Source organism: Sphingopyxis sp. (assembly GCF_035944815.1).
Taxonomy (GTDB): domain Bacteria; phylum Pseudomonadota; class Alphaproteobacteria; order Sphingomonadales; family Sphingomonadaceae; genus Sphingopyxis.
In genome coordinates this window covers 460,905-485,359 of record NZ_DASZAU010000009.1, presented here as the reverse complement: position 1 = coordinate 485,359, position 24,455 = coordinate 460,905, and the positions used below count along the sequence as shown (strand labels likewise).

Genomic DNA, 24,455 nt, shown 5'->3' with positions numbered 1-24,455 from the left:
GGGCGGCGCTCGCGGCCCCGCAAGACAGCTTCGCTTGGCCCTCCGATCATCGGCCTTTGTCGACCAACGGGCATCGGCGTCCGACGAACGACAGGCGGATTTCGCCTCGGGGCTTGCCATTGTAACAGTATAACATTACTGACGCGCCAACAGGTCGCTATTACAACAGGACTCTCCCCTTATGCGTTTGCTTTGCTCCGCCGGCTTCACCCTTGCCCTCTTCCTGACTGCCCCCGCCTTTGCGCAGGACGGTGCCGCGCCGAGCAACGAGGACGATGTGCACGCCGGCGGACCGATCGTCGTCACCGCACCCTATGTGCGCAGCCTCGACATCCTCGGCAATGTGTCGGTGCTCGAAGGCGACGAGCTGGCACGCGACATCCGCGGCCAGATCGGCGACACGCTGACGCGCCAGCCGGGCGTGTCGGCTACCAGCTTCTCCCCCGGCGCGTCGCGCCCCGTCCTGCGCGGCTTTTCGGGCGAACGCGTCAAGATCCTGACCGACGGCATCGGGTCGATCGACGCGTCGAACACCTCCGCCGACCATGCCGTCACGATCGACCCGCTGACCGTCGAACGCGTCGAAATCCTGCGCGGCCCCGCGGTGTTGCTGTTCGGCAGCCAGGCGATCGGCGGCGCGGTCAACCTGTTCGACCGGCGCATACCGCGCAAGGTTCCCGCCGACCATGTCCATATCGACGCGATCGGCGGCTATGCGACCGCCGCGAACGACCGCAATATCGGCAGCTCGATCGACGTCGCGCTGAGCCCGCAGGTCGTCGCTCACGTCGACGGTAGCTGGCGCAAGACGGGCGATACGCGGAGCGGCGGCTTTGTCTTTGCGCCCGGGATTCGCGACGACCTGCTCCACTTGGCCGAACATGAAGCCGAAGAGGGCCATACCGACGAAGCCGCCGAACTGACCGCACAGGCGGGCAAGCGCGGCAAGATCGACAATACGCAGAGCGAGACCTGGACCGTCGGCGGCGGCCTGTCGCTGATCAACGACGGCGGCCAACTCGGCATTTCGGTCGGCTATTTCGATACCAATTATGGCGTTCCCGACCGCCCGAACACGGCACATGCGCATGAAGGCGAAGAGGAAGAAGGCGGCCACGACCATGGCGAAAGCCCCGTCACCATCGGCATGAAGCAATGGCGCGCCGACCTGCGCGGCGAAGTCGAACTGGGCGACGGCTTTTTCGACAAGCTGCGCGTCCGCGCGGGCTTTGCCGATTACAAGCACACCGAATTCGAAGGCGACGAGGTCGGCACCGTCTTTACCAACCAGGGCATCGAGGGCCGGATCGAGCTGGCGCAGAACGATCATGGCGGCTGGCGCGGCGCGAGCGGCGTCCAGTACAGCCACCGCGACTTCAACGCGATCGGCGCCGAAGCCTTTGTGCCGCGCAACCTGACCGACCAGTTCGCGCTGTTCACGCTGCAGGAATATACGGCGGGCCCGCTCGGCCTCGAAGCCGCAGCACGTTATGAAAAGACCAATGTGCGCGCGCAGACGCTCGGTTTCGAGCGCAGCTTCGACAGCTTCTCGGGCGCGTTCGGCGCGACCTACGACCTGTTCGAGGGCGCGAAATTCGGTCTGTCGGTGTCACGCGCCGTCCGCGCGCCCTCGGCCGAAGAGCTGCTGTCGAACGGGCCGCACATCGCGACGCAGAGCTTCGAAGTCGGCAACCCGAACCTGAAGCGCGAGTCGAACTGGGGCGCCGAAGCCTCGTTCAAGCTCAAGACCGACGCGTTCAACCTCAGCCTGACGGGCTATTCGAACTGGTTCGACAATTTCATCTATTCGGCCGCGACCGGCGCCGAAGAGGATGAACTGCCCGTCTTCCAATATTTCCAGCGCGACGCGCGCGTCTATGGTTTCGAGGCCGAAGCGAGCGCGCGGCTGGCGCAGATCGGCGGCTTCAACATCGTCGGCGACGTCACCGCCGACATGACGCGCGCGAAGATCAAGAATGCGGGGCTCGACCGCAACGTGCCGCGCATCCCGCCGATGCGTATCCTCGGTGGGCTCGAGGCGCAGGGCGAACGGCTCGACGCGCGCGTCGAGGTCGAATGGACCGACGACCAGACGCGCACCGCGCAGTTCGAGACGCCGACCGACGGCTTCACGCTGGTCAACGCTTCGCTGAGCTGGCGCCCGCTGCCCGACACGAAGAATCTGACGCTGAGCCTGTCGGCGAACAATATCTTCGACGTCGAAGCGCGCCGCCACGCGAGCTTTACCAAGGATTATGTGCCGCTGGCGGGACGCGATTTCCGCCTGACGGCCCGGGCGAGCTTCTGACCCCTCTCTGTGCTCGTCCCGAGGGCCGGGTCCGGTTGAACCGGATCCGGCCCGATCCCGTTCAGGACAGCATCGCCATGCCGCCGTTCACATGCAGCGTCTGGCCGGTGACATAGCCCGCTTCCTTCGATGCGAGATAGACGACGGCGGCGGCGATATCGCCGCCCTCGCCCATGCGGCCCGCCGGGATGCGCTGGTTGAGCGCGTCCTTTTGCGCGTCGGGCAGCACTTCAGTCATCGCGGTCGCGATGAAGCCCGGCGCGACGCAATTGACGGTGACGTTGCGGCTGGCCAGTTCCTGCGCCAGCGCCTTGGTCATGCCGGTGACGCCGGCCTTCGACGCGGCATAATTGGCCTGCCCCGGGTTGCCCGTCGCGCCGACGACGCTGGTGATCGAGATGATGCGCCCGAAGCGTGCCTTCATCATCGGCTTCGCCGCCGCGCGTGCGAGGCGAAAATTGGCTTCGAGGTTGATGCGGATGACGTCCGACCATTCGTCGTCCTTCATGCGCAGGATGAGGTTGTCGCGCGTGACCCCGGCGTTGTTGACGAGAATGTCGAGCTGGCCGAGCGCGTCGACCGCCGACGGTACGAGCGCGTCGACCGCCGCGCCATCGCCGAGGTTGCACGGCAGCGCGACATGGTCGCCGCCGAGCGTATCGCGAAAGGCGTTCAGCTTGTCGGCGTTGGAACCCGACACCGCAAGGCGAGCACCCTGCGCCGCGAGCGCCTGCGCAATAGCCGAGCCGATACCGCCGCTGGCGCCGGTAACGAGGGCAGTCATGCCGGTGAGATCGAACATTCGCTTATTCCTTATTTCTGCATCTAGTCATCGGATACGGTTGATTATTTTCCAAATAAAAAAATAACTCAAAGATAAGTTACATTTTTCTACTGAAAGTCTCTAAGATTCACTGAACCTCTGCTTAGCATAATCTACCATTCCTCGGGTTAGGAGCCACGCACCTATGTATTTTGTGATCTCCGTATTTATAGGAAGGCCTGATCTCCGCGTAATATTCTCGTTCAAATATTCAATTTCCTCTGGCGAAGGTGGAGGCACAGCTTTCACTGCAAAAATAGCATTGAGAGCAGGCAGCATGATAGACTCCAAACGTTTTCTATCTGCTGTCGAATAAGCCTCGCCGAGCCGAACCATTTGCTGAGAATTCAAGGGGGTATTCGCATCAATGGCCATCGCCGTAAGAGCGCTGATTTTGTAATAAACAGCCTGCTCAACAGCCCTCAAGGGCCATTCGTTTGAATCCGCGCACTTTCGCACGTGCTTAGCCAGCAGATTCTCAACTTCATTTGGCAGACCTTTGCCAGCCTGCCAGTCCGCCAAGCTATAATTCTCAACAAAGCGATTCATCGCAGCCACTTCCGTGTCGGAATAACCCGCGTCCATACATGCGAGATTCTCCGCTGCCTCGACACTTGTTGAAGCCAAGCTGAAGAGCGCTGACCCAAGCCACGGCACGAGCTTCGACATTAACCGCTGCATTTCAGATACTTTTCAGCAAAGCTTCGATATCGTCCATCGAGATCAGGCTGGTCACCTCAACCTCACCGCTCGCACTGCGCTTGACCATCGGGCCCAGCACCTTGCCGCCGAATTCGACGAACTGGCCAACGCCGATATCTTCCATCGAAGCGACGCTTTCGCGCCAACGGACGCGGCCGGTGACCTGCTGGACAAGGAGGTCGCGAATAGTGTCGGCATCGCTGACCGGGCTAGCGGTGACGTTGGCGAAGACGGGCACCAGCGGCGCCGCGGGCGGGTTTGCGCCGAGCGCTTCGGCCATCGCATCGGCGGCGGGCTGCATCAGCGGGCAGTGGAAGGGCGCCGACACGGGGAGCAGCACGCCGCGCTTGATGCCATAATCCTTGACCAGAGCGACCGCGCGCTCGACCGCACCCTTGTGGCCCGAAATCACGACCTGCGACGGGTCATTGTCGTTGGCGACGGTGCAGACCTCACCCTCGGCCGCGGCATTGGCGAGCTTCTGCGCCGTGTCGATGTCGGCGCCGAGCAGCGCGGCCATCGCGCCCACGCCGACGGGCACGGCCGCCTGCATCGCCTGCCCGCGCGTCTTCAGAAGCCGCGCGGTCGTCGCGAGATCGAAGGCGCCCGCAGCGCAGAGCGCGCTATATTCGCCGAGGCTGTGGCCAGCGACATAATCGGCCTTGGCAGCAAGCGTGACGCCGCCTTCCTTTTCGAGCACGCGCAGCGTCGCGATCGCGTTCGCCATGATCGCGGGCTGGGCGTTTTCGGTGAGGGTGAGCTGGTCCTCGGGGCCTTCGCTCATCAGCTTGAACAGGCTCTGGCCGAGCGCGTCGTCGACCTCCTGAAACACCTCGCGCGCGACCGGCGACGCGTCGGAAAGCGCCTTGCCCATGCCGACCGACTGGCTGCCCTGACCCGGAAAGATGAATGCGCGCATATTGCGTCCCCTAGCGTAATTTCGAATTGCGCCGCGCCTATTCCTTCACCCCGCGCGATGCAAGCCGAAGGGCACGACCTTGTTCGCCGCATCGTGGCCGATGTCGGCCCGGCCGAGCCACGGGATGCCGGCACGCGCGCACCAGCCCTGCGCGATTTCTTCGGCTTCCATGCCGAATGGACGGTCGTTTTCGGGGATGTCGCTGACGCGGCCGAGACGGATGCCGGCAAGTCCGCGCGGGCCGAAGTAGCTCGCGACATGGAAAAATGCGCGGTCGAAGGCATAGAGATATTCGCTGACCTCCTCGACGATGAGGACATGGCCGCCAAGGTCGGGTTCGAGCGGGGTGCCGAGCAGCATCGACAGCGTCATCAGGTTGAACGCCGCGTGCCGGGCGCCATGCTGCAAGCCCGGCTCGCACGCCGCAGGGTCGCGCGCGACGAGCCAGTCGAGCGCGCGCAGCACCGCGGCGTCGCCGCCCTCGCGCCGGATATCGGCGACCATCGGGCCATGCGCGACATGGTCGAAGCCGTCGCGATAGAGCGCGCCGAGGAGGTTCCCCTGATCCGAATAGCCGAGGAACGCCTTGCCGCGCGCGACGTCGGTCATCGCCGCGACCGCATCCTCGGCGATCCGGCATGCCCCATAACCCCCGCGCGCGAACCAGACCGCGTCGATATCGGAGCGGTTCGCCATTTCGACGAGTGCGGCGAAGCGATGCCCGTCCTCGCCCGCGAAATGGCCGTGCGTCGCAAAGCATTGCGGGTCGAAAACCAGCTCGACATCGGGGTAGCCAAGGCTCGCGAGCGCGCGCACTGCCTCGGCATCGTCGGGCAGGATCGGAGTCGACGGGGCTGTGATGCCGATACGCATGGACTGGCTAGTTCCTCGATCCGCCCGACACGAGCGGTTATTGCGGCGGGCGCGGTTGCAAACCCATGATCAAAGCCATATCGCGCCGCGATGGCCGAAAACAAATCCTATTTCTTCTGCGGCATCGGCGGGTCCGGAATGCTGCCGCTCGCGATGATCGTTGCGGCGCGCGGCGCGGCGGTGTCGGGGTCGGATCGCAGCCGCGACCAGGGCCGGACGCCCGAAAAATTCGCCTGGCTCGAAAGCCAGGGCATCGCCTTTTACCCGCAGGACGGCAGCGGGCCGCGTATGGGACAGACCCTCGTCGCGTCGGCCGCGATCGAGGACAGCGTTCCCGATATCGCCGCGGCCAATGCGCTCGCTCTGCCGCGCATGACGCGCGCCGACCTCAATGCCGCGCTGTTCAACGCAGCCGAGCACGCGATCGGCGTCGGCGGCACGAGCGGCAAGTCGACCGTCACGGGGATGATCGGCTGGATCCTCGAGAATACGGGCCGCAAGCCGACGGTGATGAACGGCGCGGTGATGCGCAATTTCTCGGGCGAGGACCGGCCCTTTGCCAGCGCGCTGGTCGGCGATGCCGCCATCTATGTCAGCGAGGTCGACGAAAGCGACGGGTCGATCGCACTCTATCGCCCCGACGTCGCGGTCGTCACCAACATCAGCCTCGACCACAAGAGCCTCGAAGAACTGCACCGGCTGTTCGGCGATTTTGCTGCGAAAGCGCGCGCCGCGGTGGTCAATGCCGACGATGCGGAATCGGCTCCGCTGATCGGCGGCGACAATGTCGTGGGCTTCGGCTTCACCGACGCCGCGGACGTGCGCGGCGGCGATTTCGAGGCGCTCCCCGACGGGTGCCGTTTTGCGGCCTATGTCGACGACTATCGGTACGAGGTCCGGCTTCGCATGCCGGGGCGCCACAATGCCGCCAACGCCCTCGCCGCGATCGCCGCCGCGCGCGCGGTCGATATCCCGGTTGCCGAGGCGGTCAACGCGCTGACGAGCTTCGCAGGCCTCGCACGCCGTTACGAGGTGTTGGGTCAGGCGAACGGCGTCACCGTCATCGACGATTTTGCACATAACCCGGACAAGGTCGCCGCGACACTCGCCGCCGTTGCCGAACTTTCCGGCCGGGCCCTGATCTTTTTCCAGCCCCACGGTTACGGGCCGCTGCGCCAGATGGGTAAGGAACTGGCGGCGAGTTTCGCAAGCGGGATGCGCGACGGCGACAAGCTCTATGTCTGCGATCCCGTCTATTTCGGCGGTACCGTCGACCGCAGCATCGGCAGCGAAGCGCTGGTTGCCGATATCGTCGCCGGCGGCGGCGACGCGGTGCACCTGACCACCCGCGCGGCGTGCGGCGCGGCGATCCTCGACGAGGCAAGGCCGGGCGACCGCATCCTGATCTTCGGCGCGCGCGACGATACGCTTACCGAATTCGGCAAGGAACTGCTCGCGCGGCTCGGCTAGCTGAACGTATCTTCGATGTTGCTGATGCCGGCCTTGCGTGCCCGATAACGCCCGATGCCAAAGCCGACGAAGAAGACGATCGTCTCGAGGATTAGCTCGAATGCGATCGTGAAGAGAATGGCGACGCCTACCGGAACCGTGTCCCCGCCGGCAATCAGGCCGCCCAGTCCTCCGAACAAGCACGACAGTAGCAGGATGACTCCGGCGTGCTTCAACATAAGCCGGTCGCTGTTCAGCCCCCAACTGAACAAACCGATCAGCGCAGCAATTTCCAGCATCTCATTCCCCCGCATCACCACAAAGGATGTTGCGCGTCACCGCCGGAGGAGCAAGCCTTTTCGGACGCAGCCTTGATTTCCGCACGCGAATCTGTATAGGCGCGCTCATTCGGGGCGAGGCCTTGTGCCGTTCGCCCCGTTTGCTTTGCATCAATACGCAAAGCCGGACGACAGCCGGAGGGGTTTCGCGATTGGCGCGAAATCAGCGATCGGCCAAATCGAAGGACGCAAACCATGCCGTTTTACGAGCATGTCTTTATCGCGCGTCAGGACCTGAGCCAGGCTCAGGTCGATGCGCTGGCGGAAACCGTCACCAATGTCATCGGCGAGTTCAAGGGTACGGTCCACAAGACCGAGACCTGGGGCCTCAAGCAGCTCGCCTACAAGATCCAGAAGAACCGCAAGGGTCACTATGTGATGCTGTCGGCCGAAGTGTCGGGCGAAGCGATCGCAGAGATCGAGCGTCAGGCTGCGATCAACGAAGATATCATCCGCTGGCTCACCATCAAGGTCGACGAACTCGAAAAGGGTCCGTCGGTGATGATGCGCAAGCAGGAACGCCGCGGCGGCCGTGGCCGTGACCGCGACGGCGAAGAATAAGGATAACGATCATGGCACGACCCTTTTTCCGCCGCCGCAAGACCTGCCCCTTCAGCGCGAAGGACGCACCGGTCATCGATTACAAGGACGTCCGCCTGCTCCAGGGTTACCTGTCGGAGCGTGGCAAGATCGTCCCGTCGCGGATCACCGCGGTGTCCACCAAGAAGCAGCGTGAGCTGGCGAAGGCGATCAAGCGCTCGCGCCACATCGGCCTGCTCCCCTACATTGTGAAGTAAGGAGGGCGGACCGATGGAAATCATCCTGCTCGAACGTATCGAGAAACTGGGCGGTATCGGCGACGTCGTCACCGTCAAGAACGGCTTTGCCCGCAACTACCTGCTCCCGAACAACAAGGCGCTTCGTGCGAACGACGCGAACCGCAAGCTGTTCGAAGCCAACCGTTCGAAGATCGAGGCCGACAACGCCGAGCGTCGCACCGACGCCGAAGGCCGCGCCAAGGATATCGACGGCAAGCAGGTCGTCCTGATCCGCCAGGCGTCGAACACCGGCCAGCTTTACGGTTCGGTTTCGGTCCGTGACATCGTCGACGCGCTCGCCGAAGACGGCGTCGTCGGCGTGACCAAGTCGATGGTCGAACTCGAGCGTCCGATCAAGTCGCTCGGCCTCGTCGACGTCAAGGTCAAGCTGCACCCCGAAGTCGCCGTGACCGTCGGCGTCAACGTCGCGCGTTCGCCCGACGAAGCCGAAATGCAGAAGCAGGGCATCGACGTCATCGCCGCGATGTTCGAGGAAGAACAGGCCGAAGCCGTCGCTTCGGCGCTGGAACCCGACAGCGAAGACGAATTCGAAGACGCCACGCCGCCTTCGGAAGTCGCTGCCGAAGCTCCGGCTGCGGACGAGGAAGAAGAGGCTTAAGCCCCTTCCCGCTTTCGCAAGAAACAGAAAGGCCCCGGACCGCTAGGTTCCGGGGCCTTTTCTTTTGCGGCGTTTCAGCTGGCAGCTGTTTTGGGGTAGGGAGCTGCCCCTATGTGTACCCCGGCGAAAGCTGGGGCCCATCTTCCCACGGCGCTACGGGGCCCCGGCTTTCGCCGGGGTGCACATCAAGGCCGTTACAGGCCTTCGTCATCCCGGACTCGATCCGGGATCCATCGCAGCGCCATCGTCGTGGCCCCCGGATCAAGTCGAACGAGCCACGTATCTCGTTCGAGGGTGACGATGATGGAGAGGTTAGTTTCCGGAGCCTCAATATCCCATCAGCGCCAGCACTTCCTTGCGGCTGCGTTCGTCGTCGAGGAAGCAGCCGAGCAGGCGGCTGGTCACCATGCCGACTCCGGGGGTGCGGACGCCGCGGCCGGTCATGCAGCCATGCTGCGCGTCGATCACCACCGCGACGCCGTGCGGGTGGAGATTGTCCCAGATGCATTTCGCGACTTCGGCGGTCAGGCGTTCCTGCACCTGCAGGCGCCGCGCATAGCCGTTGAGCACACGCGCGAGCTTCGAAATGCCGACGACGCGATCCTTGGGCAGATAGGCGATCGACGCCTTGCCGGTGATCGGTGCCATATGATGTTCGCAATGCGACTGGAACGGGATGTCGCGCAGCAGCACGATCTCGTCATAGCCGCCCACTTCCTCGAACGTCCGCGACAGATGGATCGCCGGATCGTCGGCATAGCCCGAGCAATATTCCTTCCACGCGCGTGCCACGCGGCGCGGCGTATCGAGCAAGCCTTCGCGCTGCGGATCGTCGCCCGCCCATTCGATCAGCGTGCGCACGGCAGCCGCAACATGGTCGGGTACCACCACCTTGCCATCGGGTCCCAACTCGATCTTTTCGTTGCTCATCGCGCCGCTTTCACTGTTGCCTTGATGTCGCACATTTCGACGTCCCGGTGCCGATAAGCAAGGGCCGGACCAAAAGAAATTGTCCTCCCCCATCAACTTTACGTTGCGGAAACTTAGCTTTTTCACTTTTCCGAGAGGCGCGGTTTCGCGTCCTTTTTTGGGCCTAACAAGTGACTTGACGCTTTCGTCAACTCGGCGCACCTTTGTCTTGCATTACAGAACCCGCCCAAGCGGGTCGTGATCCGGAGAGGCCGAGCGTTTTCCCCGACGCCGGCGGGAGAGGACGATGACCAGCACAGCTGGCAAGAGGGACATAAATACGCACCCGGCCATCGCGGCCCGGTGTCCTTTGCCATGTCTGGTCGATTCCCCTCCCCTTACCACAATTTGAAAGTTGGGCGTTCCCGCATCGCGCGGGTTCGAAAAAGGGAGGTTATAAATGAAGTTCAAGGCACTGATCGGAACCTCGATCCTTGCGATGACGGTGGCGACACCGGCCTATGCGCAGGACGCGGCGGATGAAGTTGAACGCGATGCATTCGGCGGCGAAATCGTCGTCACGGCGCAGCGCCAGTCGGAACGCCTGCAGGACGTGCCGATCGCGGTCAGCGCCTTTTCGACCGAGGCGCTCGAAGCGCAGCAGATCAAGACTCCGTCGGATCTGCAGCTGACGCTGCCCAACGTTACCTTCACCAAGACCAACTTCACCGGGGCCAGCTTTACGATCCGCGGTATCGGCGACCTTTGCGTCGGCACGACCTGCGACAGCGCGACCGCGATCCACCTGAACGGCGACCCGCTGTTTTCGACCCGCCTGTTCGAAACCGAATTCTTCGACCTCGAGCGCATCGAAGTACTGCGCGGACCGCAGGGCACGCTGTTCGGCCGCAATGCAACGTCGGGCGTGGTCAACGTGATCACCGCAAAGCCGAAACTCGGCGCCTTCGAGGCGGCCGCCGAAGCCGAATATGGGAATTATGATTCCATGAAGGGCAAGGCGATGGTCAACATCCCGCTCGGCGACACGATGGGGCTGCGCATCGCGGGCATCTATCTCAACCGCGACGGCTATACGAAAAATGCCTTCCTGGGCACGCGCATCGACGACCGCGACCTCTATTCGGTCCGCGGTTCGTTCCGCTGGGAGCCTACCGAGGACACGACCATCGACCTGATGGCGTCCTATTTCCGCGAAAAGGATCAGCGCACCCGCATCCAGAAACAGCTTTGCCAGCGCGACCCGACCGGCATCCTCGGCTGCCTCAACAGCCGTCTCGACAATTCGCCCTTCAATGGCAACGCGACCTTTACCGCGGCGCTGACCTCGCGCGAATTCCTCGCGATCCGCGGCATTCCGCAGGGCTTTGCGCTCGGCAGCCTCTATGGCCCCGACGTCTATGCCAATACGACGATCCCCGACGATCCGCGGACGGTGAACACCGCCTATACGCCGAGCTATTTCACCAGCGAGCTGACGCTGCAGGGGCAGATCGAGCATAATTTCGGCCCTGTCTCGTTGCAGGTTTCGGGCCAGTATCAGAAGGTCAAGCTCGACGCGTCGCAGGATTACAACAGCAATGTCGGCGACCGTTCGCTCTATGCGCAAGGGCTCAACACGCTGGCCTTTTTTGCCGCGAACCCCATCCCGCTCGGTGTCGGTCCGAACGGACCGATCCTGTCGAACGCCTATTTCGGCCCGGTCGCCGCGGCGATCATGCCCAACGGCCCCAACGGCCAGCTTTGCACGTCGCTGCCCGAAGAGACGGGCTACGGCAGCTTTGGCGGCAAGAAGATCTGTAGCGACCAGTCGCTCCAGTTCGACCGGTCGAACCAGTATAACAGCAGCTGGTCGGTCGAAGGCATTTTGTCGAGCGACCTCGACGGGCCGTTCAACTTCCTCGTCGGCGGCATCTATGCCGATTATCACCTGACCGAGAACAGCTATTATGTGAATGCCTTCCCGATCGACTATCTGACGGGCGTTCTCGGGGCCTTCACCGCGGCCACGAACCGCGTCCCCGATCCGAACAATCCGGGCCAGACGATCGCGGCCCCGCTGCCGCCTTCGTTCCTGGCGACGCCCTTCTTCCGCAACAACACCGACGATCTGAAGATCACGTCGTACGGCCTGTTCGGCGAAGCCTATTTCGAGTTCAACGACCGGCTGAAACTGACCGCCGGCCTGCGCTACAACAATGACAAGAAGAGCGTGACCGCACGGTCGACGCTGGCGAGCTTCCTCGCCCCGCATGGCGGCACCGGCAGCGTCTTCGATTCGCCGTTCGTCGCCTCTTTCGACGCCGATCCCGGCACGCCGGGCAACCAGATCATCCAGGCACGGACGGTCAAGTTCAACAAGCTGACCGGACGCGTGGTGCTCGACTTCAAGGTCACCGAGGATAATCTCCTCTATGCCTCCTATTCGCGCGGCTATAAATCGGGCGGCATCAACCCGCCGCTGCAGCCGATTTTCGAGGTGCCCGAATCGTTCCGGCCCGAACAGGTCGATGCGTTCGAAATCGGGTCGAAGAACACCTTCGGCGGCGGCGCGCTCCAGCTGAACCTGACGGCCTTCTATTATAAATATAAGGATCTGCAGCTCAGCAAGATCGTCGCCCGCACCGCGGTCAACGACAATGTCAGCGCCGACATCTATGGTTTCGAGGCCGAAGGTATCGTCCGCCCCGATCCCGACTGGGTCATCAACCTCGGCTTCAGCTACCTGCACAGCAAGGTGACCGAGGACAAGCTGACCAGCAACCCGCGCGACTTCGGCGGCGGCCGCGCCGATGCGGTGATCATCAAGGATATCACCAACGCCGCGAACTGCGCCGTCGCCTCGCGCTCGGGCAGCGCGGCGCAGGTCAACGCCTATGTCAACCAGGTCCAGGCGCTGATCAACGGCGGCCTGATCCCGGGCGTACAGGGCGGCGCGAACCTGCAACCGACGACGGCCTTCCCGGCCGACGGCGGCATCGCGTCGACCGGCGCGTTCAGCATCTGCTCGGTCATGGAAGCGACGGCGGGCACGGTGGGCCAGGCGTTCGGCGGGATCGATTATTTCTCCGCCGGCGTCCCGGTCAACATCAAGGGCAACCAGCTGCCGCAGGCGCCGAACTACAAGTTCAGCGCGGGCGTGCAATATACGGCGCGGCTGGGCGACGGCGGCATGTCGCTCGTCCCCCGTTTCGACCTGGCCTATACGGGTGAAAGCTATGGCAGCATCTTCAACGGCAACGTCAACCGCATCAAGGGCTATGCACAGGTCAACGCCCAGCTGCAGCTGAACGGCACCGACGACAAATGGTATGTCAAAGGCTTCATCCAGAATATCTTCGACGCCAACAGCGTCACCGGCCTGTACATCACCGACCAGTCGTCGGGTAACTACACCAACATCTTCACCCTCGAACCGCGCCGCTATGGCATCGCGGCGGGCGTGAAGTTCTAAAAAGCCGCGGCGGCAACGCCGAAAAAAAAGCCCCGGCCTCTCCATCGAGAGGCCGGGGTTTCTTTTGTCTGTCGTTCCGGTAGCCGGAGCGCGTTACCGCCCCGGCCGCCCCGATCAGAATTTGTAGCGGATGGTGCCGCCATAGGTGCGCGGCTGGCTCGGATAGCCCGAGACGCTGCCCGCCTGCGCGACGGCCGGAAAAACCGTCGTGAGATACTGCGCGTTGGTGAGGTTGCGGCCCCACACACCGACGTCGATGCCGTTGGTCAGGCGAACCGTGAACGACGCGTTGAGCGAGTTCACTTCGCGCTTCAGATTCTGCGCGACGCTGGCGGGGAAGCCCGACAGGCCCTCGACGATCTGGACCGGGCTTTCATAGGCATAGTCGATATGCGCGATCGCCTTGGTCCCGCCGGCGAACTCGTGCGTATAGGTACCGCCCATCGACAGCGACAGTTCGGGGATACCGGCCGGGGTCGTGCCCGAGATATCGCCGAACGCCGAGTTGACGAAGCTGTCGTATTTCGCGTCGAGATAGGTCGCCGCGAGCGTCAGGTTGAGCCCGGCGACCGGGCGGACCGAACCGTCGAACTCGATGCCGAAGGTCGACTGCTTGCCGGCGTTCGCCAGCGCGAAGCCGGTGCCGGTAAAGACGTTCGACTGGAAACCCTTGATCGACTGTTTGAACACCGCGACGTTCACGGCGGCGACGTCCCACTGCCCCTTCAAACCGAATTCGTAGACGGTCGATTCTTCGGGGTTGGCGAAGCGCGAACCCGAAACGAGGTTCGGCGTGCCGAGACCGCCCGCGATGATCGCCGGCAGGTCGGCGGCGGTCGGACGGCTGTCGCGCGACAGGTTGATCGAGCTCGCCTTGAAGCCCGTCGCATAGGTCGCATAGACGTTGACCGTGTCGGTGAGCTCATAGGCGGCGCGAATGCTGTACGAGAAGTCGCCGTCGTTGGTCTTGCCGCGTTCCACCGCGTTCGGAACGTTGAGGAAGGGCGGCAGGAACTGGAATGCCTTCAGCCCGTTGAGCGGATTCGCCGCCGGATTGTTCTGGTTGGCGTTGGCGAAGGCCTGAACACCCGCCGAGATCTGGCCGAAGGCCGCGGGGTTCGCACCGGCGAACGCGCCGATTTCGGCAGCGGTCGCCGAACGGCCGAGCCCGAGGACGGTGCCGACCTGCGACGCGAGGCCGCCCTGGAACAGCAGCTGGTTGCGGAACGGCGCATAGGCCGCGGCGTCGAGGTTGATACCCGAGAAGACATCGCTGCTGACGACGTCGGTCGAGAAGCGCTTGCGGTCCTTGGTGTAGTTGCCACCGAGGGTCAGCGTCAGGCGGTCGGTGACTTCGAAGTCGACGGTGCCGAAGATCGAGAAGGCCTCGTTCTTCATCTTGTAGCCCTCGTCGAGGCCATCGCCGGCGCGGAAGAAGCTGCCGAGATATTTCGCCGGGTTGCCTTCAAGCGCGCCGAGCGTACCTTCGAGCAGGCCGACGTTGAGCGCGCCGCCGCTCGCTGCCTGGATCAGCGCATTGCCATAGGGACGGAACTGCGTCCCGAACTTGATCGCGCTGGTCTGGTCGACCTTTTCGTTGAAATAATAGCCGCCGATCAGGAAGTTGAGCGGACCGTCGAAGTCCGACGTCAGGCGCACTTCCTGCGTGAAGGTGTCGATGTCGACATAGTCGCTCTTCTCGCCGATCAGGTCGGCGCCCGAGAAGTCCGAATCCTGGTTCGTGTCGGCGCGCACCTGACGATAGGCGGTGATCGAGGTCAGCGCCATATTGCCGAGGTCATAGTCGATCTGCGCCGACCCGCCGTAGTTCGCGATCTCGTTCGACGACAGGAAGTTGTTGTAGACCTTGTACGAGAAGGGGTTGTTCGCGTCGACGCTGGGGCCGCCGGCGAGCGCGTTGGTGATCGCGACGGTCGGGCCGGCGATGACATTGCCCGCGATGCAGCAGTTTTCGTCGATCTTGTCATAGTCGCCGATCAGGCGGATCGACAGCGCGTCGGTCGGTTCGAACAAAAGCTGGCCGCGAACGCCCCAGCGGTTGCGATCGTTGACGTCGGTGCCCAGCTTCAGGTCCTGCGCATAGCCGTCGCGGCGGTTGTAGCTGCCGCCGATCGAGAAGGCGACGGTGTCGCTGATCGGGCCGGTAACGTCGCCCTTGACGGTGATTGCGTCGTAATTGCCATAGGTGACTTCGGCAGAGCCGCCAAATTCGAACTGCGGCTTTTGCGTCACGATGCTGATGACGCCCGCCGACGCATTCTTGCCGAACAGCGTCGACTGCGGGCCGCGCAGCACTTCGATGCGCTCGACGTTGGGAAGGTCACCGATCTGGGCGGCCGAACGCGAACGATAGACGCCGTCGATGAATACGCCGACCGACGGTTCGATACCCGCGTTGTTCGCCCCGTTGCCGAAGCCGCGGATGATGAAGTTGGTGTTGGCGCTCGACTGGAGCTGCGACACGCGGAGGCTGGGAACTGCCGACTGAAGGTCGATGAGGTCGCGGATCTGCGATTCCTCGAGCGCGGCGGCCGAGGTCACCGAAACAGCGACGGGCGTGTCCTGCAGCGTCTGCGAACGCTTGCTCGCGGTGACGATGATGTCGTTGCCATAATCGGTGTCATCGGTCGCTGCGGCCGCACCGTCGGCGGGGGCGGCGTCCTGGGCGAAAGCGATGGCGGGAGTCGTGGCGGCGCACAGCATAGTAGCGCCCAACAGGATGTTGCGCAAAGTCATGATGATGTCTCTCTCCAAAACCACCCGGGCGCAGCTGAAAGCTTATCGGGAGATGCCCGGCAGTGATCCATCGCTGTAACGCACCGCCCTGCCGCGTCAACGCGCGCGCGCGGGAAGCACCGGGTTTTCGCGCGATTAGTGGCTAAAAAGCAACAGTTTACGCTACGGAAGACGTAACCCGGCTGTCACAAAGAAAAGCGAATTTCGATGAGGGGAAATGGTGCCTGGGGACGGGATCGAACCGCCGACACTGCGATTTTCAGTCGCATGCTCTACCAACTGAGCTACCCAGGCGAGGCCGCAGCGACCGGACGGCCGCGCTGGCGAGCGGCGGCTATAGGCAGGGCTTTGCGTCCTGTCCAGCACCTTTCTGAGGCTTTTATCCTTCGTCGAAACGATCGGTATCGGCGGTGCCGTCGGGCGCCTGATCGGCTGGGACGCGATAGTCCTCGCCGAACCAGTTCAGGAGGTCGCGGTCGCGGCAACCGCGGCTGCAAAAAGGCTTGAATTCGTCGACGCGCGGCTGGCCGCACAAGGGGCAGCGCGGCGGTTTACTGGGCATGACCGGATCCTTTCACGGCCGCGTCCGCGATCAGGCGGACCGGACGACCGGTGCGATTTTGCAGCATATCGACCCACGCCGGATGCGCTGCGATACGATCGATCACGCCGCCGCGCGCGGTGAGCGTCAGCTCGCCCGTGCCCGAGGCGCGCTCGGCCTGACGCAGCAGCAGCGCGGCATCGGTGGCGAGGGGATCTAGGCGGATCTGTTCGATCAGCGAGGGCCGGTCGCGGCGGCGAATGATCTGCATCAGCCCGAACCCGTTGACCGCGGTGCGCTCGAACGGCGCCGCGAGCGCTGCATCGACCGCGGCATCGACCGCCGCACGCGCCGCGCGGTCGGGAAGCGAGGGAAAATCGATACCGATCGAACCGCCGATGTCGCAGCAACGTATGACGGCGGCGGCAGCCGCCGCGCCGGCCTTTGAGAGCGCAAGCGCGTCGCCCTCCCCGTCGATGTCGATCAGCACCATCGCGGGCGTGGCGTCGACCCACAGCGCGCCGCCCGCGAAGGGCCAATGGCCGGCGCGCACGGCGTCGATCAGTTCGGACCAGCCCGCCTGTTCGAGACGATCGGGCTCGCCCGCGCGCAATTCGGTGACCGGCAGTCCCGTCGCGGCGATCCGGGCACGGAGGTCGGGGCCTTCGGCGGGGACAGCACCCGCCTCCGCGAGCCGGGCCCGCGCCGGCTTGTCGCGGCCGCGCTCGCGCAGCGACAGGCGCGTGATTTCGACAAGCAGCGTCGCGCCGATCGACGTTTGCGGCGGAAGCGTGGCGAGGGTCGCGTGGAGCTGGCCGGAGCCATCCAGCGTGACGAATGCCCCCTTCCCGCCTCGTCCGACCTCGGCCAGCCGCGCCGAAACGATCGCGCCGAGGCGCGGACCTTCGCCCTCGCGTTCGATCCGGGCCTCGACAATTTCCCCCCGATCGACCAGCGCCGCCCGCGCTTCGCCGATACCGGCTTCGTACAGCCATTCAGCCAAGAGGGATTCCCGCGCTGGTCAGGAGGGTGCCGGTTTCGAAGACCGGCAGGCCGACGACGTTCGAATGGCTGCCCGACAGGAAGCGGACAAAAATTTCGGCGCGCCCCTGGATCGCATAGCCGCCCGCCTTGCCCATGCCTTCGCCCGATTCGACATACCAGTCGATCTCGGCGGCGCTCAGCACCTTGAAGGCGACGATCGTATCGACCGCGCGGACGCGCGGCTTGCCGTCAGTCCCGATGACGCAGATGCCCGACCAGACATGGTGCCGCCGCCCCGAAAGCAGCCCCAGCATGCGGCGCAGATCGGCTTCGTCGACCGGCTTTTCGAGAAGGCGGCGCCCGACCGCGACGGTCGTGTCGCCCGCCAATACGACTTCCCCTGCCGCACGCTCGACCGCCATCGCCTTGCCGCGAGCAAGGCGCGTCACATAGTCGCGCGGCAGCTCGCCCTTCAGCGGCGTCTCATCGATGTCGGGCGATGCGATGCGGGCCGGGACCACGCCGATACGCGCCAGCAATTCGCGCCGGCGCGGCGAAGTCGAAGCCAGAACAAGCGCAGGCATGGTCGCCGCGCCGTTCACTTGAAGCGATAGGTGATCCGACCCTTGGTCAGGTCATAGGGCGTGAGTTCGACGAGCACCTCGTCGCCCACGAGAACGCGGATGCGGTTCTTGCGCATCTTGCCGGCCGTGTGGCCCAGAATCTCGTGGTCGTTTTCCAGTTTGACGCGAAACATCGCGTTGGGCAGCAGTTCGACCACCTGGCCGCGCATTTCCAGAAGTTCTTCTTTCGCCATCTATCCTCAGGGTCTCAAAATATCAGGATGCGGGCCCATAACCGCAATTGGCGGCAATTGAAAGCAATCTGTCATTCGGCCGGATTATGCTTGGCCAAGAAGGCATCGAGCCGATCGAACCAGTCCTTCTGGTGCGCGGGATCGGAAAAGCCATGCCCCTCATCGGGATAGGCGACATATTCATAATTGGCGTTCCCGGCCGCCTTCAGCGCGGCAACGAGCTTTTTCGACTGGCTGATCGGCACGTTGCTGTCGTCTTCGCCATGGCCGATCAGGACGGGGCGCCCGATACGCGCCGCCTGCTGCGTCGGCGACACCGCGACGAGATCAAGCTCGCCCGTCCCGGTGACACGCGCCTGCCACTGTGCATTGGCGGACTTGGTCAGGTAGCGGCCGTCATATTTCAGCATTGCCTTCCAGTCGGCCACGCCGGCGAAACTCGCCGCGCAGCGGTATCGTTCGGGATTGCGCGCTACCGCCCATAGCGCCGCATAGCCGCCATAGGAGGCGCCGACGACGCACACGCGCCCCTTGTCGACGACGCCGTCCTTGACGAGCCAATCCATGCCGTCGTCGAGGTCGTCCTGCATCTTGAGGCCGATCTGCCCGATGCCCGCGTCGCCGAACGCCGTGCCATAGCCGCCCGACCCGCGATAATTGGGCTGGAGCACCGCATAGCCGCGATTGGCGAAAAATTGGACCTGCGGATCATATTCCAGCCGGTCGCGCACCCCATATGGCCCGCCGTGCGGATAGACGATCAGCGGCAGGCCGGTCGCGGCCCGCCCCTTGGGCAAGGTCAGATAGGCCGGGATCTTTGTACCGTCGCGCGCCGCATAGGTCACCGCCTTTGTCTCGGCGAGCATTTCGGGCGCCAGCCCGCGCATCATCATCGCGAGCGGCGACATCTCGCCCTTGGCCCGGTCGAGAAGATAATAGAGTCCGGGTTCGTCGGGCGCGGTGGCGAGAATCAGCATCGTCTTCGCATCGCGGCTCTTCGAGGTGACCCATGCCTGACGGTCCGGGATCGCACGGTCGAGCTTTCCCTGCAGGCTTTTCGAACCGGCGTCGAACCATTCGACCCGGCTGCGATCGTCGGTGTAGGACACGCCCTCGAGCGCCGTGCCGTCGCTGCTGAGCCAGTAATCGTCGATGTCGTACCGGTCGTTGGCATAAACGAGGTCACCGATTTCGCGCGTGCGATAGTTGAATTTATAGAGCGCCTGCCGCCCCGTCTTTTCATCGCTGAGGACATAGCCGTCATCCGACCCGGTCACGACATTCGCGATGTCGAAAAAGGCGTCCTCGTCGTCGGGCCGCACCGCGCCGATCATCGCGAATTTTTCAGCCTCGGTGCGGCGGTAGTAGAATTTCGTCTTGCGATTTTCCCAGCCGACGCCCGCGCGCACGATGCCGGCATTGTCAGCATACCATTCCCACACCGGCGCCCGTTCGCGCACGATTTCACTCATCTTGCCGTCGGGCAGCGACACGCGGAACACCGAGGGATAGTCGTAGACGCTCCGCTGGATCGACAGCAGCAGATATTGGCCGTCGGGATCGACGAACAGGACGTCGTCGCCTTCGAGCCCCTGCCCGTCGCGGTTCAGCGCCTTGACCGCACCGGTGGACAAGTCCTTCATGATCAGCAGCGTCTGCCGCGCTTCGTCGCCGAAATAGGGGACGTTTCGCCCGACGCTGAACAGAATGCGATCGGGGCCCGCCCAGCGCAGCCAGTTGAAATCGACCTTTTCGGGCAGGTCGACCCGCTGGACCACGCCGTCGCGCACGCCGCGATAGGCAACCGCCTCCCGTCCGTCGATACGCGCCAGAAACGCGATGCGCGTGCCGTCCGGCGACAGCATCGCGTTCGAAATTTCGGGAAGCTGCGCAAGGTCGAGGGTCGGGATGCGCGGCGGCCGCGGCGCCGGTGCCGACGGTGCGGCCTCGACCGCGGCGCTCGACGGAACACCAACCCACGCCGCCGCAAACAGCAACGCCAAAACCCGGTTTTTCATAGCCCCTGCAACCCCTTGCCCCAATGCCGCAACGATATGAAATTGTTGCGACAAGGCAAGAGGCAATCAGTGCACGATCCGCAGCTTTCGCGCGACGCGCCAGCCGACCGAGCGCACCCAGGCATAGCTGGGCCAGCGCGGCGGCATCGCAGGGTCGAGCCCGATGCGGCGCAGCGCGGCATTGGCCGCATGCGCTTCGGATTCGCGATAGCTCCATTCGCTGCGCCAGGTGATCGACAGCGAGATCGACGGCGCATCGCCGTTGGCGACGAAATGCGGCGCCATCACCGGCATCAGCACCGCATCGCCGGGGGCGAGCGGGACCTGCTGCGCGTCGCTGCGATAATCGTCGTTCCACGGCAGGTTGCGATGACCGCCGCCGTGGTAGCGTTCATGCTCGCGCCGATCCGCAAAGCGTTCGTCGCCGGCGGGCCAGACATTCATGACCTTCGTCCCGCGCAGTTGCAGCAGGATATTATGTTCGGGGTCGAAGTGGAACGGCGTGATCGATCCCGGCGACGAGATGAAGACGAACCCCTGCGGCGTCAGCATGGCGCCCGTGCGCGGTTCGACGACGGGCTCGAGCTCGCCGAGCAGGTCCATCAGCAGCGTGCGATAGGCGGGGACATTCTCGATATTCTTGAGCACCGCCCAGCTGTTGTTGCTGTCGATGGTACGGATCGTTTCGCCGATCGACAGGCCGTTCGATGGAATATCCTGCGGCAGCACGCCGATCGGCACATCGCCCGGATTATATTCGACCTCGCTCGCGGGCAGGCTTTCCCCAAGCGTCGCGAGCGCTTCGAGCGACAACAGCGGATGGTCGGGCAGGTGATGGTGGAGCAAGCCCGCCTGCAGCGGATAGAGCGCGGCCATCCGATCGAGCGTTTCGGCAGGAAAAACGGGCCGGGAAATCGGCTGGTGCGCGGTCATGATGGGCTTTCTACTTCATTTTGCGGTGCGGGGGCAGCCTTCAGGCGCCGCCAGAGGCGTTCGGCGCGCGCCAGCATCGCGAAGCGCAGCCGGTCGGCGGGTGCCGACAGCGGAAGATTGACCCACAAGAGCGCGCGCCGTTCGCGCCACACGCTGTCGATCATCGGATGCCCCGGCGCGGCGCAGCTGTCGACCCAGTTGATGCGCGGATCGTCGAGCAGGTCGAGATTGACCTGTTGCAGCAGGACGCCCGGCGAAAAACGGGCATAGTCCTCGTCAAACGCAGTCTTGAACGAAAAGCCGCCGGGCGGAACGAGGAAATTGACGAGCATCGCGAGCGGGCGGCCGTCGAGGTCGAGCGCGCGCATATCTAGCTTCCCCGCATCGGCCGCGCCGGTCAGGATCGCGCGGAACCAGGCTTCGGTATCGCCATGGCTGGCGAGCGCCGACCCGGCACGCCCTTTCCACCCGCGCGCTTCGAGATCGAGGAAGCCGTCGATCCAGCGATCGAGCGGCTCGCCCGCCTGCCAGCGGCGAAAGGATATAGCGCCCTGTTCGGCCAGCCGGTTTGCCTGCCGGCGCAGTTCCTTGCGTTTTTTCGCGCGAACGGCGGCGTCCCAATATTGTTCGGGCGACAGGCGGCTTTCGAGCAGCGCGCGCTCCTCGCGGTGGACGACCTCGGCCTCGCCGCCGCGCACGCGGGCGACGTCGACCAGCGCACGGTGGAGCGGCCCGCCCTCGGTCAGGCGCGGGACGTGCAGCAGCGTGTGCGCCCAGGGCGCCGCGTCGCACCAACCGAGCAGGATCGACCAGAACAAGCTTTCGAACCCCGCGCGGACCAGCGGGGTCCCGAGGAAATGATTGGGATGCGCCCACCCCGTCACATGGCGTAGCGGCAGGCGCCCGTAGCGCGCCACGGGCGCGATCGGCATGATGCCGATCACCGGCCCGTCGCTGCCGTCGCGGACGAGGACGAGGCGCGCGTGCCGATCGGGGTCGAGCAGGTGCAGCGCCGATTGCAGGCACCAGCGTTCGGCAAAGGGATTGGGCTCGCTTGCGTCGTCGGCCAGCCGGTCCCACGCCGCCGCCAGATCGTCCGACAGCGATAGCGGATCGACGACGCGCACCGTGAGCGGCGCACCCTCGGCGGGAAGCGCCGTACGATCGGACAAAAAGGCAGGATGAACCGTCATCGGCAGCGAGCCTAGCAGCCAAGCGTTAAAAACGCGTGGCGATTCCGCTTGGGAGCACCGCAGCCGAACGAAGAGAAAAGCCTATATCCCGAACAGCTTGGCGAGCGATTTTTCGAGCATGAAGAATTGCCAGATCAACCGGCCATGGTCGCGCCGCCCCGACTGGTGCGCAGCGACGATGCGTTCGATTTCGGCCATGTCGAACCAGCCCGACCGGGCGAGTGTCGACGAGGTCGCCAGCGCCTTCGCCTGCTGGGCGAGCGGGCCGCGGAACCAGTGCGACACCGGCGTCACGAATCCCATCTTGGGTCGATAGAGGATATCGTGCGGAAGATAGCGTTCCATCGCCTGCTTCATGATCGCCTTGCCCGTGCTGCCCTTCACACGCATCGACGCGGGCAGGCTCGCGGCGAATTCGATCAGGCGATAGTCGAGCAGCGGCTCGCGCGCCTCGAGGCTGACCGCCATGCTCATCCGGTCGGTCTTGGTCAGGATGTCGCCGGGCAGCCAGATCATCAGGTCGGCATATTGCGCGCGGTCGAGCGCCTCGCGCGCCGGCGCGTCCGCCATCGCTTTCCAGTAGCGCGCCTCGGCGACATGGTCACCGAGCGCGCGATGCGCGGCGTCGTTGAACAGGCGCGAGCGTTGCTGGACCCCGGTCACGCCGACGGCTTCGGCATAGCCCTCCGCCCCGCTTTTCGACAGGCTGGCCAGCGTCGCGCGTGCGCGCAACGGTCGCGGCGCCCAGTCCATCTGCGGCCAGACACGCGACAGCGGCCCGAGCAGCCCGCGGCGCATGAAGCCCGGGATCAGCCCGCGCAGCCGCTCCTCCTGATGCTGGAAAACGAGCCGGCGGTATCCGGCAAAGGCCTCGTCGGCGCCGTCGCCCGACAGCGCCACGGTGACCTCTTCGCGTGCGAGTTCGCACACGCGGTAGGTCGGCAGCGCGCTGGCGTCGGCGAAGGGTTCGTCGAACTGGTCGGCGATCCGGTCGACGAGCGCAAAATCGCTCGCCGCCACGGTGCGCGTACGGTGGTCGGTCGCGAAACGTTCGGCGATCGCTCCCGCATAGGCGGTTTCGTCGAGCGCCGCCTGGTCGAAACCGATCGTGCAGGTCTTGACCGCCTTCGCGCTCGCTTCGGCCATCAGGGCGACGACCGCACTGCTGTCGACGCCGCCCGACAGGAAGGCCCCGAGCGGCACGTCGGAGACCATGCGGTCGGTCACCGCGGCGCGCATCAGATGGACGAGATGCTCGGCCGCCTCGCCTTCCGATGCGCGGACGCGTTTCGAAAAATCGGGCGCCCACCAGCGCACCGGCGCAGCTATGGGCTTGCCGCGTTCGAGCATCAGATAATGGCCGGCGGCCAACTTCTCGACCCCCGCGACGATGCAATTGTCGTCGGGGACATAGCCGAAGGCGAGGAAATCCTCGATCGCCGTCAGATTGGCTTCCTGGCGGAGCAGCGGGTTGCGGAGCAGGCCCTTGAGTTCGGAGGCGAAGGCGACCGAACCGTCGGACAGCCGGACATGGTGGAGCGGCTTTACCCCCAGCCGGTCGCGCGCGAGGAACAGGCATCCGCGCCGGTGATCGTGGATCGCGAAGGCAAACATGCCGTTGAGCCGCGACAGGCAATCGGGCCCCCATTGGCGCCAGGCGGCAATGATGACCTCGGTATCGCCGCTGGTCCGGAACCGGTGGCCGCGATCCTCGAGCTCGGCGCGCAGCTCGCGGAAATTGTAGATTTCGCCATTATAGGTGATGGTGACGATCTCGTCGTCGCTCGTCATCGGCTGCGGGCTGCCCGCAATATCGATGATCGAGAGGCGCAGATGCGCAAGCCCGACGCCGGGCGCGGTCCATTCACCCGAGCCGTCCGGGCCGCGATGCGCCATCGGATGCAGCATCGCCCGCAGTCGCGCAGGGTCGACGGGCTTTGCCGTTTCAACGTGATAAATGCCCGCGATGCCGCACATATATT

Annotated in this window: 21 protein-coding genes and 1 tRNA gene; 6 read left to right on the top strand and 16 right to left on the bottom strand. The window is 64.4% G+C overall.

Annotated elements, in window-relative coordinates; genetic code table 11:
* The first annotated feature begins 181 nt into the window (after positions 1–181).
* A complete protein-coding gene (locus tag VGU00_RS12990) occupies positions 182–2,308 on the top strand; it encodes a TonB-dependent receptor (protein WP_327469129.1) in 2,127 nt (708 codons plus the stop codon).
* A 61-nt stretch (positions 2,309–2,369) separates the two neighbouring features.
* On the opposite strand, the gene fabG is transcribed toward VGU00_RS12990, so the two are convergent.
* From fabG to VGU00_RS12970, 4 genes are all read right to left on the bottom strand, one after another.
* Complete coding sequence (gene fabG, locus VGU00_RS12985) at positions 2,370–3,110, bottom strand: 3-oxoacyl-[acyl-carrier-protein] reductase (protein WP_327469127.1); 741 nt, start codon at positions 3,108–3,110, stop codon at positions 2,370–2,372.
* Positions 3,111–3,212: 102 nt separating this feature from the next.
* On the bottom strand, positions 3,213–3,800 hold the full coding sequence (locus VGU00_RS12980; protein WP_327469125.1) for a hypothetical protein: 588 nt from the start codon (positions 3,798–3,800) through the stop codon (positions 3,213–3,215).
* Between the two features lie 13 nt (positions 3,801–3,813).
* Positions 3,814–4,752 carry an ACP S-malonyltransferase gene (gene fabD / locus VGU00_RS12975; RefSeq protein WP_327469123.1) on the bottom strand — a complete coding sequence of 313 codons (939 nt, stop codon included), beginning with the start codon at positions 4,750–4,752 and terminating at the stop codon, positions 3,814–3,816.
* Between the two features lie 45 nt (positions 4,753–4,797).
* On the bottom strand, positions 4,798–5,625 hold the full coding sequence (locus VGU00_RS12970) for an LD-carboxypeptidase (protein WP_327469121.1): 828 nt from the start codon (positions 5,623–5,625) through the stop codon (positions 4,798–4,800).
* A gap of 90 nt (positions 5,626–5,715) precedes the next feature.
* Here VGU00_RS12970 and VGU00_RS12965 point away from each other — a divergent pair, with 90 nt between their 5' ends.
* Positions 5,716–7,095 (top strand): Mur ligase family protein, encoded by a 1,380-nt coding sequence (locus VGU00_RS12965; protein ID WP_327469119.1) that lies wholly within the window; start codon positions 5,716–5,718, stop codon positions 7,093–7,095.
* Here the strand turns inward: VGU00_RS12965 and VGU00_RS12960 are convergent.
* The gene (locus tag VGU00_RS12960) at positions 7,092–7,373 is read right to left on the bottom strand and encodes a hypothetical protein (RefSeq protein WP_327469117.1); all 282 of its coding nucleotides are present in this window, start codon (positions 7,371–7,373) and stop codon (positions 7,092–7,094) included. The genes VGU00_RS12965 and VGU00_RS12960 overlap by 4 nt on opposite strands.
* A 234-nt stretch (positions 7,374–7,607) precedes the next feature.
* On the opposite strand from VGU00_RS12960, the gene rpsF reads away from it, so the two are divergent.
* Genes rpsF through rplI form a run of 3 tightly spaced genes read left to right on the top strand, consistent with a single transcriptional unit; the run spans position 7,608 to position 8,849 of the window.
* A complete protein-coding gene (gene rpsF, locus VGU00_RS12955) occupies positions 7,608–7,973 on the top strand; it encodes a 30S ribosomal protein S6 (RefSeq protein WP_037554563.1) in 366 nt (121 codons plus the stop codon).
* An 11-nt stretch (positions 7,974–7,984) separates the two neighbouring features.
* Complete coding sequence (rpsR, locus tag VGU00_RS12950) at positions 7,985–8,209, top strand: 30S ribosomal protein S18 (protein WP_037554562.1); 225 nt, start codon at positions 7,985–7,987, stop codon at positions 8,207–8,209.
* A 13-nt stretch (positions 8,210–8,222) separates the two neighbouring features.
* A complete protein-coding gene (rplI, locus tag VGU00_RS12945; RefSeq protein WP_327469115.1) occupies positions 8,223–8,849 on the top strand; it encodes a 50S ribosomal protein L9 in 627 nt (208 codons plus the stop codon).
* Between the two features lie 327 nt (positions 8,850–9,176).
* Here rplI and folE read toward each other — a convergent pair whose 3' ends face one another.
* Positions 9,177–9,779 (bottom strand): GTP cyclohydrolase I FolE, encoded by a 603-nt coding sequence (gene folE, locus VGU00_RS12940; RefSeq protein WP_327469113.1) that lies wholly within the window; start codon positions 9,777–9,779, stop codon positions 9,177–9,179.
* A 439-nt stretch (positions 9,780–10,218) separates the two neighbouring features.
* On the opposite strand from folE, the gene VGU00_RS12935 reads away from it, so the two are divergent.
* Positions 10,219–13,230, top strand: coding sequence for a TonB-dependent receptor (locus tag VGU00_RS12935; protein ID WP_327469111.1), 3,012 nt, complete (start codon positions 10,219–10,221; stop codon positions 13,228–13,230).
* Positions 13,231–13,344: 114 nt separating this feature from the next.
* Here the strand turns inward: VGU00_RS12935 and VGU00_RS12930 are convergent, their stop codons facing one another.
* The 10 genes from VGU00_RS12930 to VGU00_RS12885 form a co-directional block, all read right to left on the bottom strand.
* Positions 13,345–15,987 (bottom strand): TonB-dependent receptor, encoded by a 2,643-nt coding sequence (locus tag VGU00_RS12930; protein ID WP_327469109.1) that lies wholly within the window; start codon positions 15,985–15,987, stop codon positions 13,345–13,347.
* A 218-nt stretch (positions 15,988–16,205) separates the two neighbouring features.
* A tRNA-Phe gene (locus tag VGU00_RS12925) sits at positions 16,206–16,281 on the bottom strand.
* A gap of 85 nt (positions 16,282–16,366) precedes the next feature.
* The gene (locus VGU00_RS12920; protein ID WP_327469107.1) at positions 16,367–16,549 is read right to left on the bottom strand and encodes a DNA gyrase inhibitor YacG; all 183 of its coding nucleotides are present in this window, start codon (positions 16,547–16,549) and stop codon (positions 16,367–16,369) included.
* Positions 16,539–17,531, bottom strand: coding sequence for a ribonuclease E/G (locus VGU00_RS12915; RefSeq protein ID WP_327469105.1), 993 nt, complete (start codon positions 17,529–17,531; stop codon positions 16,539–16,541). Before VGU00_RS12915 ends, VGU00_RS12920 begins: the two co-directional genes overlap by 11 nt.
* Positions 17,524–18,096, bottom strand: a complete 573-nt coding sequence (locus tag VGU00_RS12910) for a Maf family protein (RefSeq protein WP_327469103.1) — start codon at positions 18,094–18,096, stop codon at positions 17,524–17,526. The genes VGU00_RS12915 and VGU00_RS12910 overlap by 8 nt, the downstream gene beginning before the upstream one ends.
* A gap of 14 nt (positions 18,097–18,110) precedes the next feature.
* Complete coding sequence (infA, locus tag VGU00_RS12905) at positions 18,111–18,329, bottom strand: translation initiation factor IF-1 (protein WP_010162480.1); 219 nt, start codon at positions 18,327–18,329, stop codon at positions 18,111–18,113.
* A 71-nt stretch (positions 18,330–18,400) separates the two neighbouring features.
* Entirely contained in the window at positions 18,401–20,347 is a 1,947-nt protein-coding gene (locus tag VGU00_RS12900) for a S9 family peptidase (RefSeq protein WP_327469102.1), read from the bottom strand.
* 66 nt (positions 20,348–20,413) lie between these two features.
* The gene (locus VGU00_RS12895) at positions 20,414–21,280 is read right to left on the bottom strand and encodes a cupin-like domain-containing protein (RefSeq protein WP_327469100.1); all 867 of its coding nucleotides are present in this window, start codon (positions 21,278–21,280) and stop codon (positions 20,414–20,416) included.
* On the bottom strand, positions 21,277–22,473 hold the full coding sequence (locus VGU00_RS12890) for a GNAT family N-acetyltransferase (RefSeq protein WP_327469098.1): 1,197 nt from the start codon (positions 22,471–22,473) through the stop codon (positions 21,277–21,279). The genes VGU00_RS12895 and VGU00_RS12890 overlap by 4 nt, the downstream gene beginning before the upstream one ends.
* An 81-nt stretch (positions 22,474–22,554) precedes the next feature.
* Entirely contained in the window at positions 22,555–24,450 is a 1,896-nt protein-coding gene (locus VGU00_RS12885; RefSeq protein WP_327469096.1) for an XrtA/PEP-CTERM system amidotransferase, read from the bottom strand.
* Positions 24,451–24,455 lie beyond the last annotated feature (5 nt).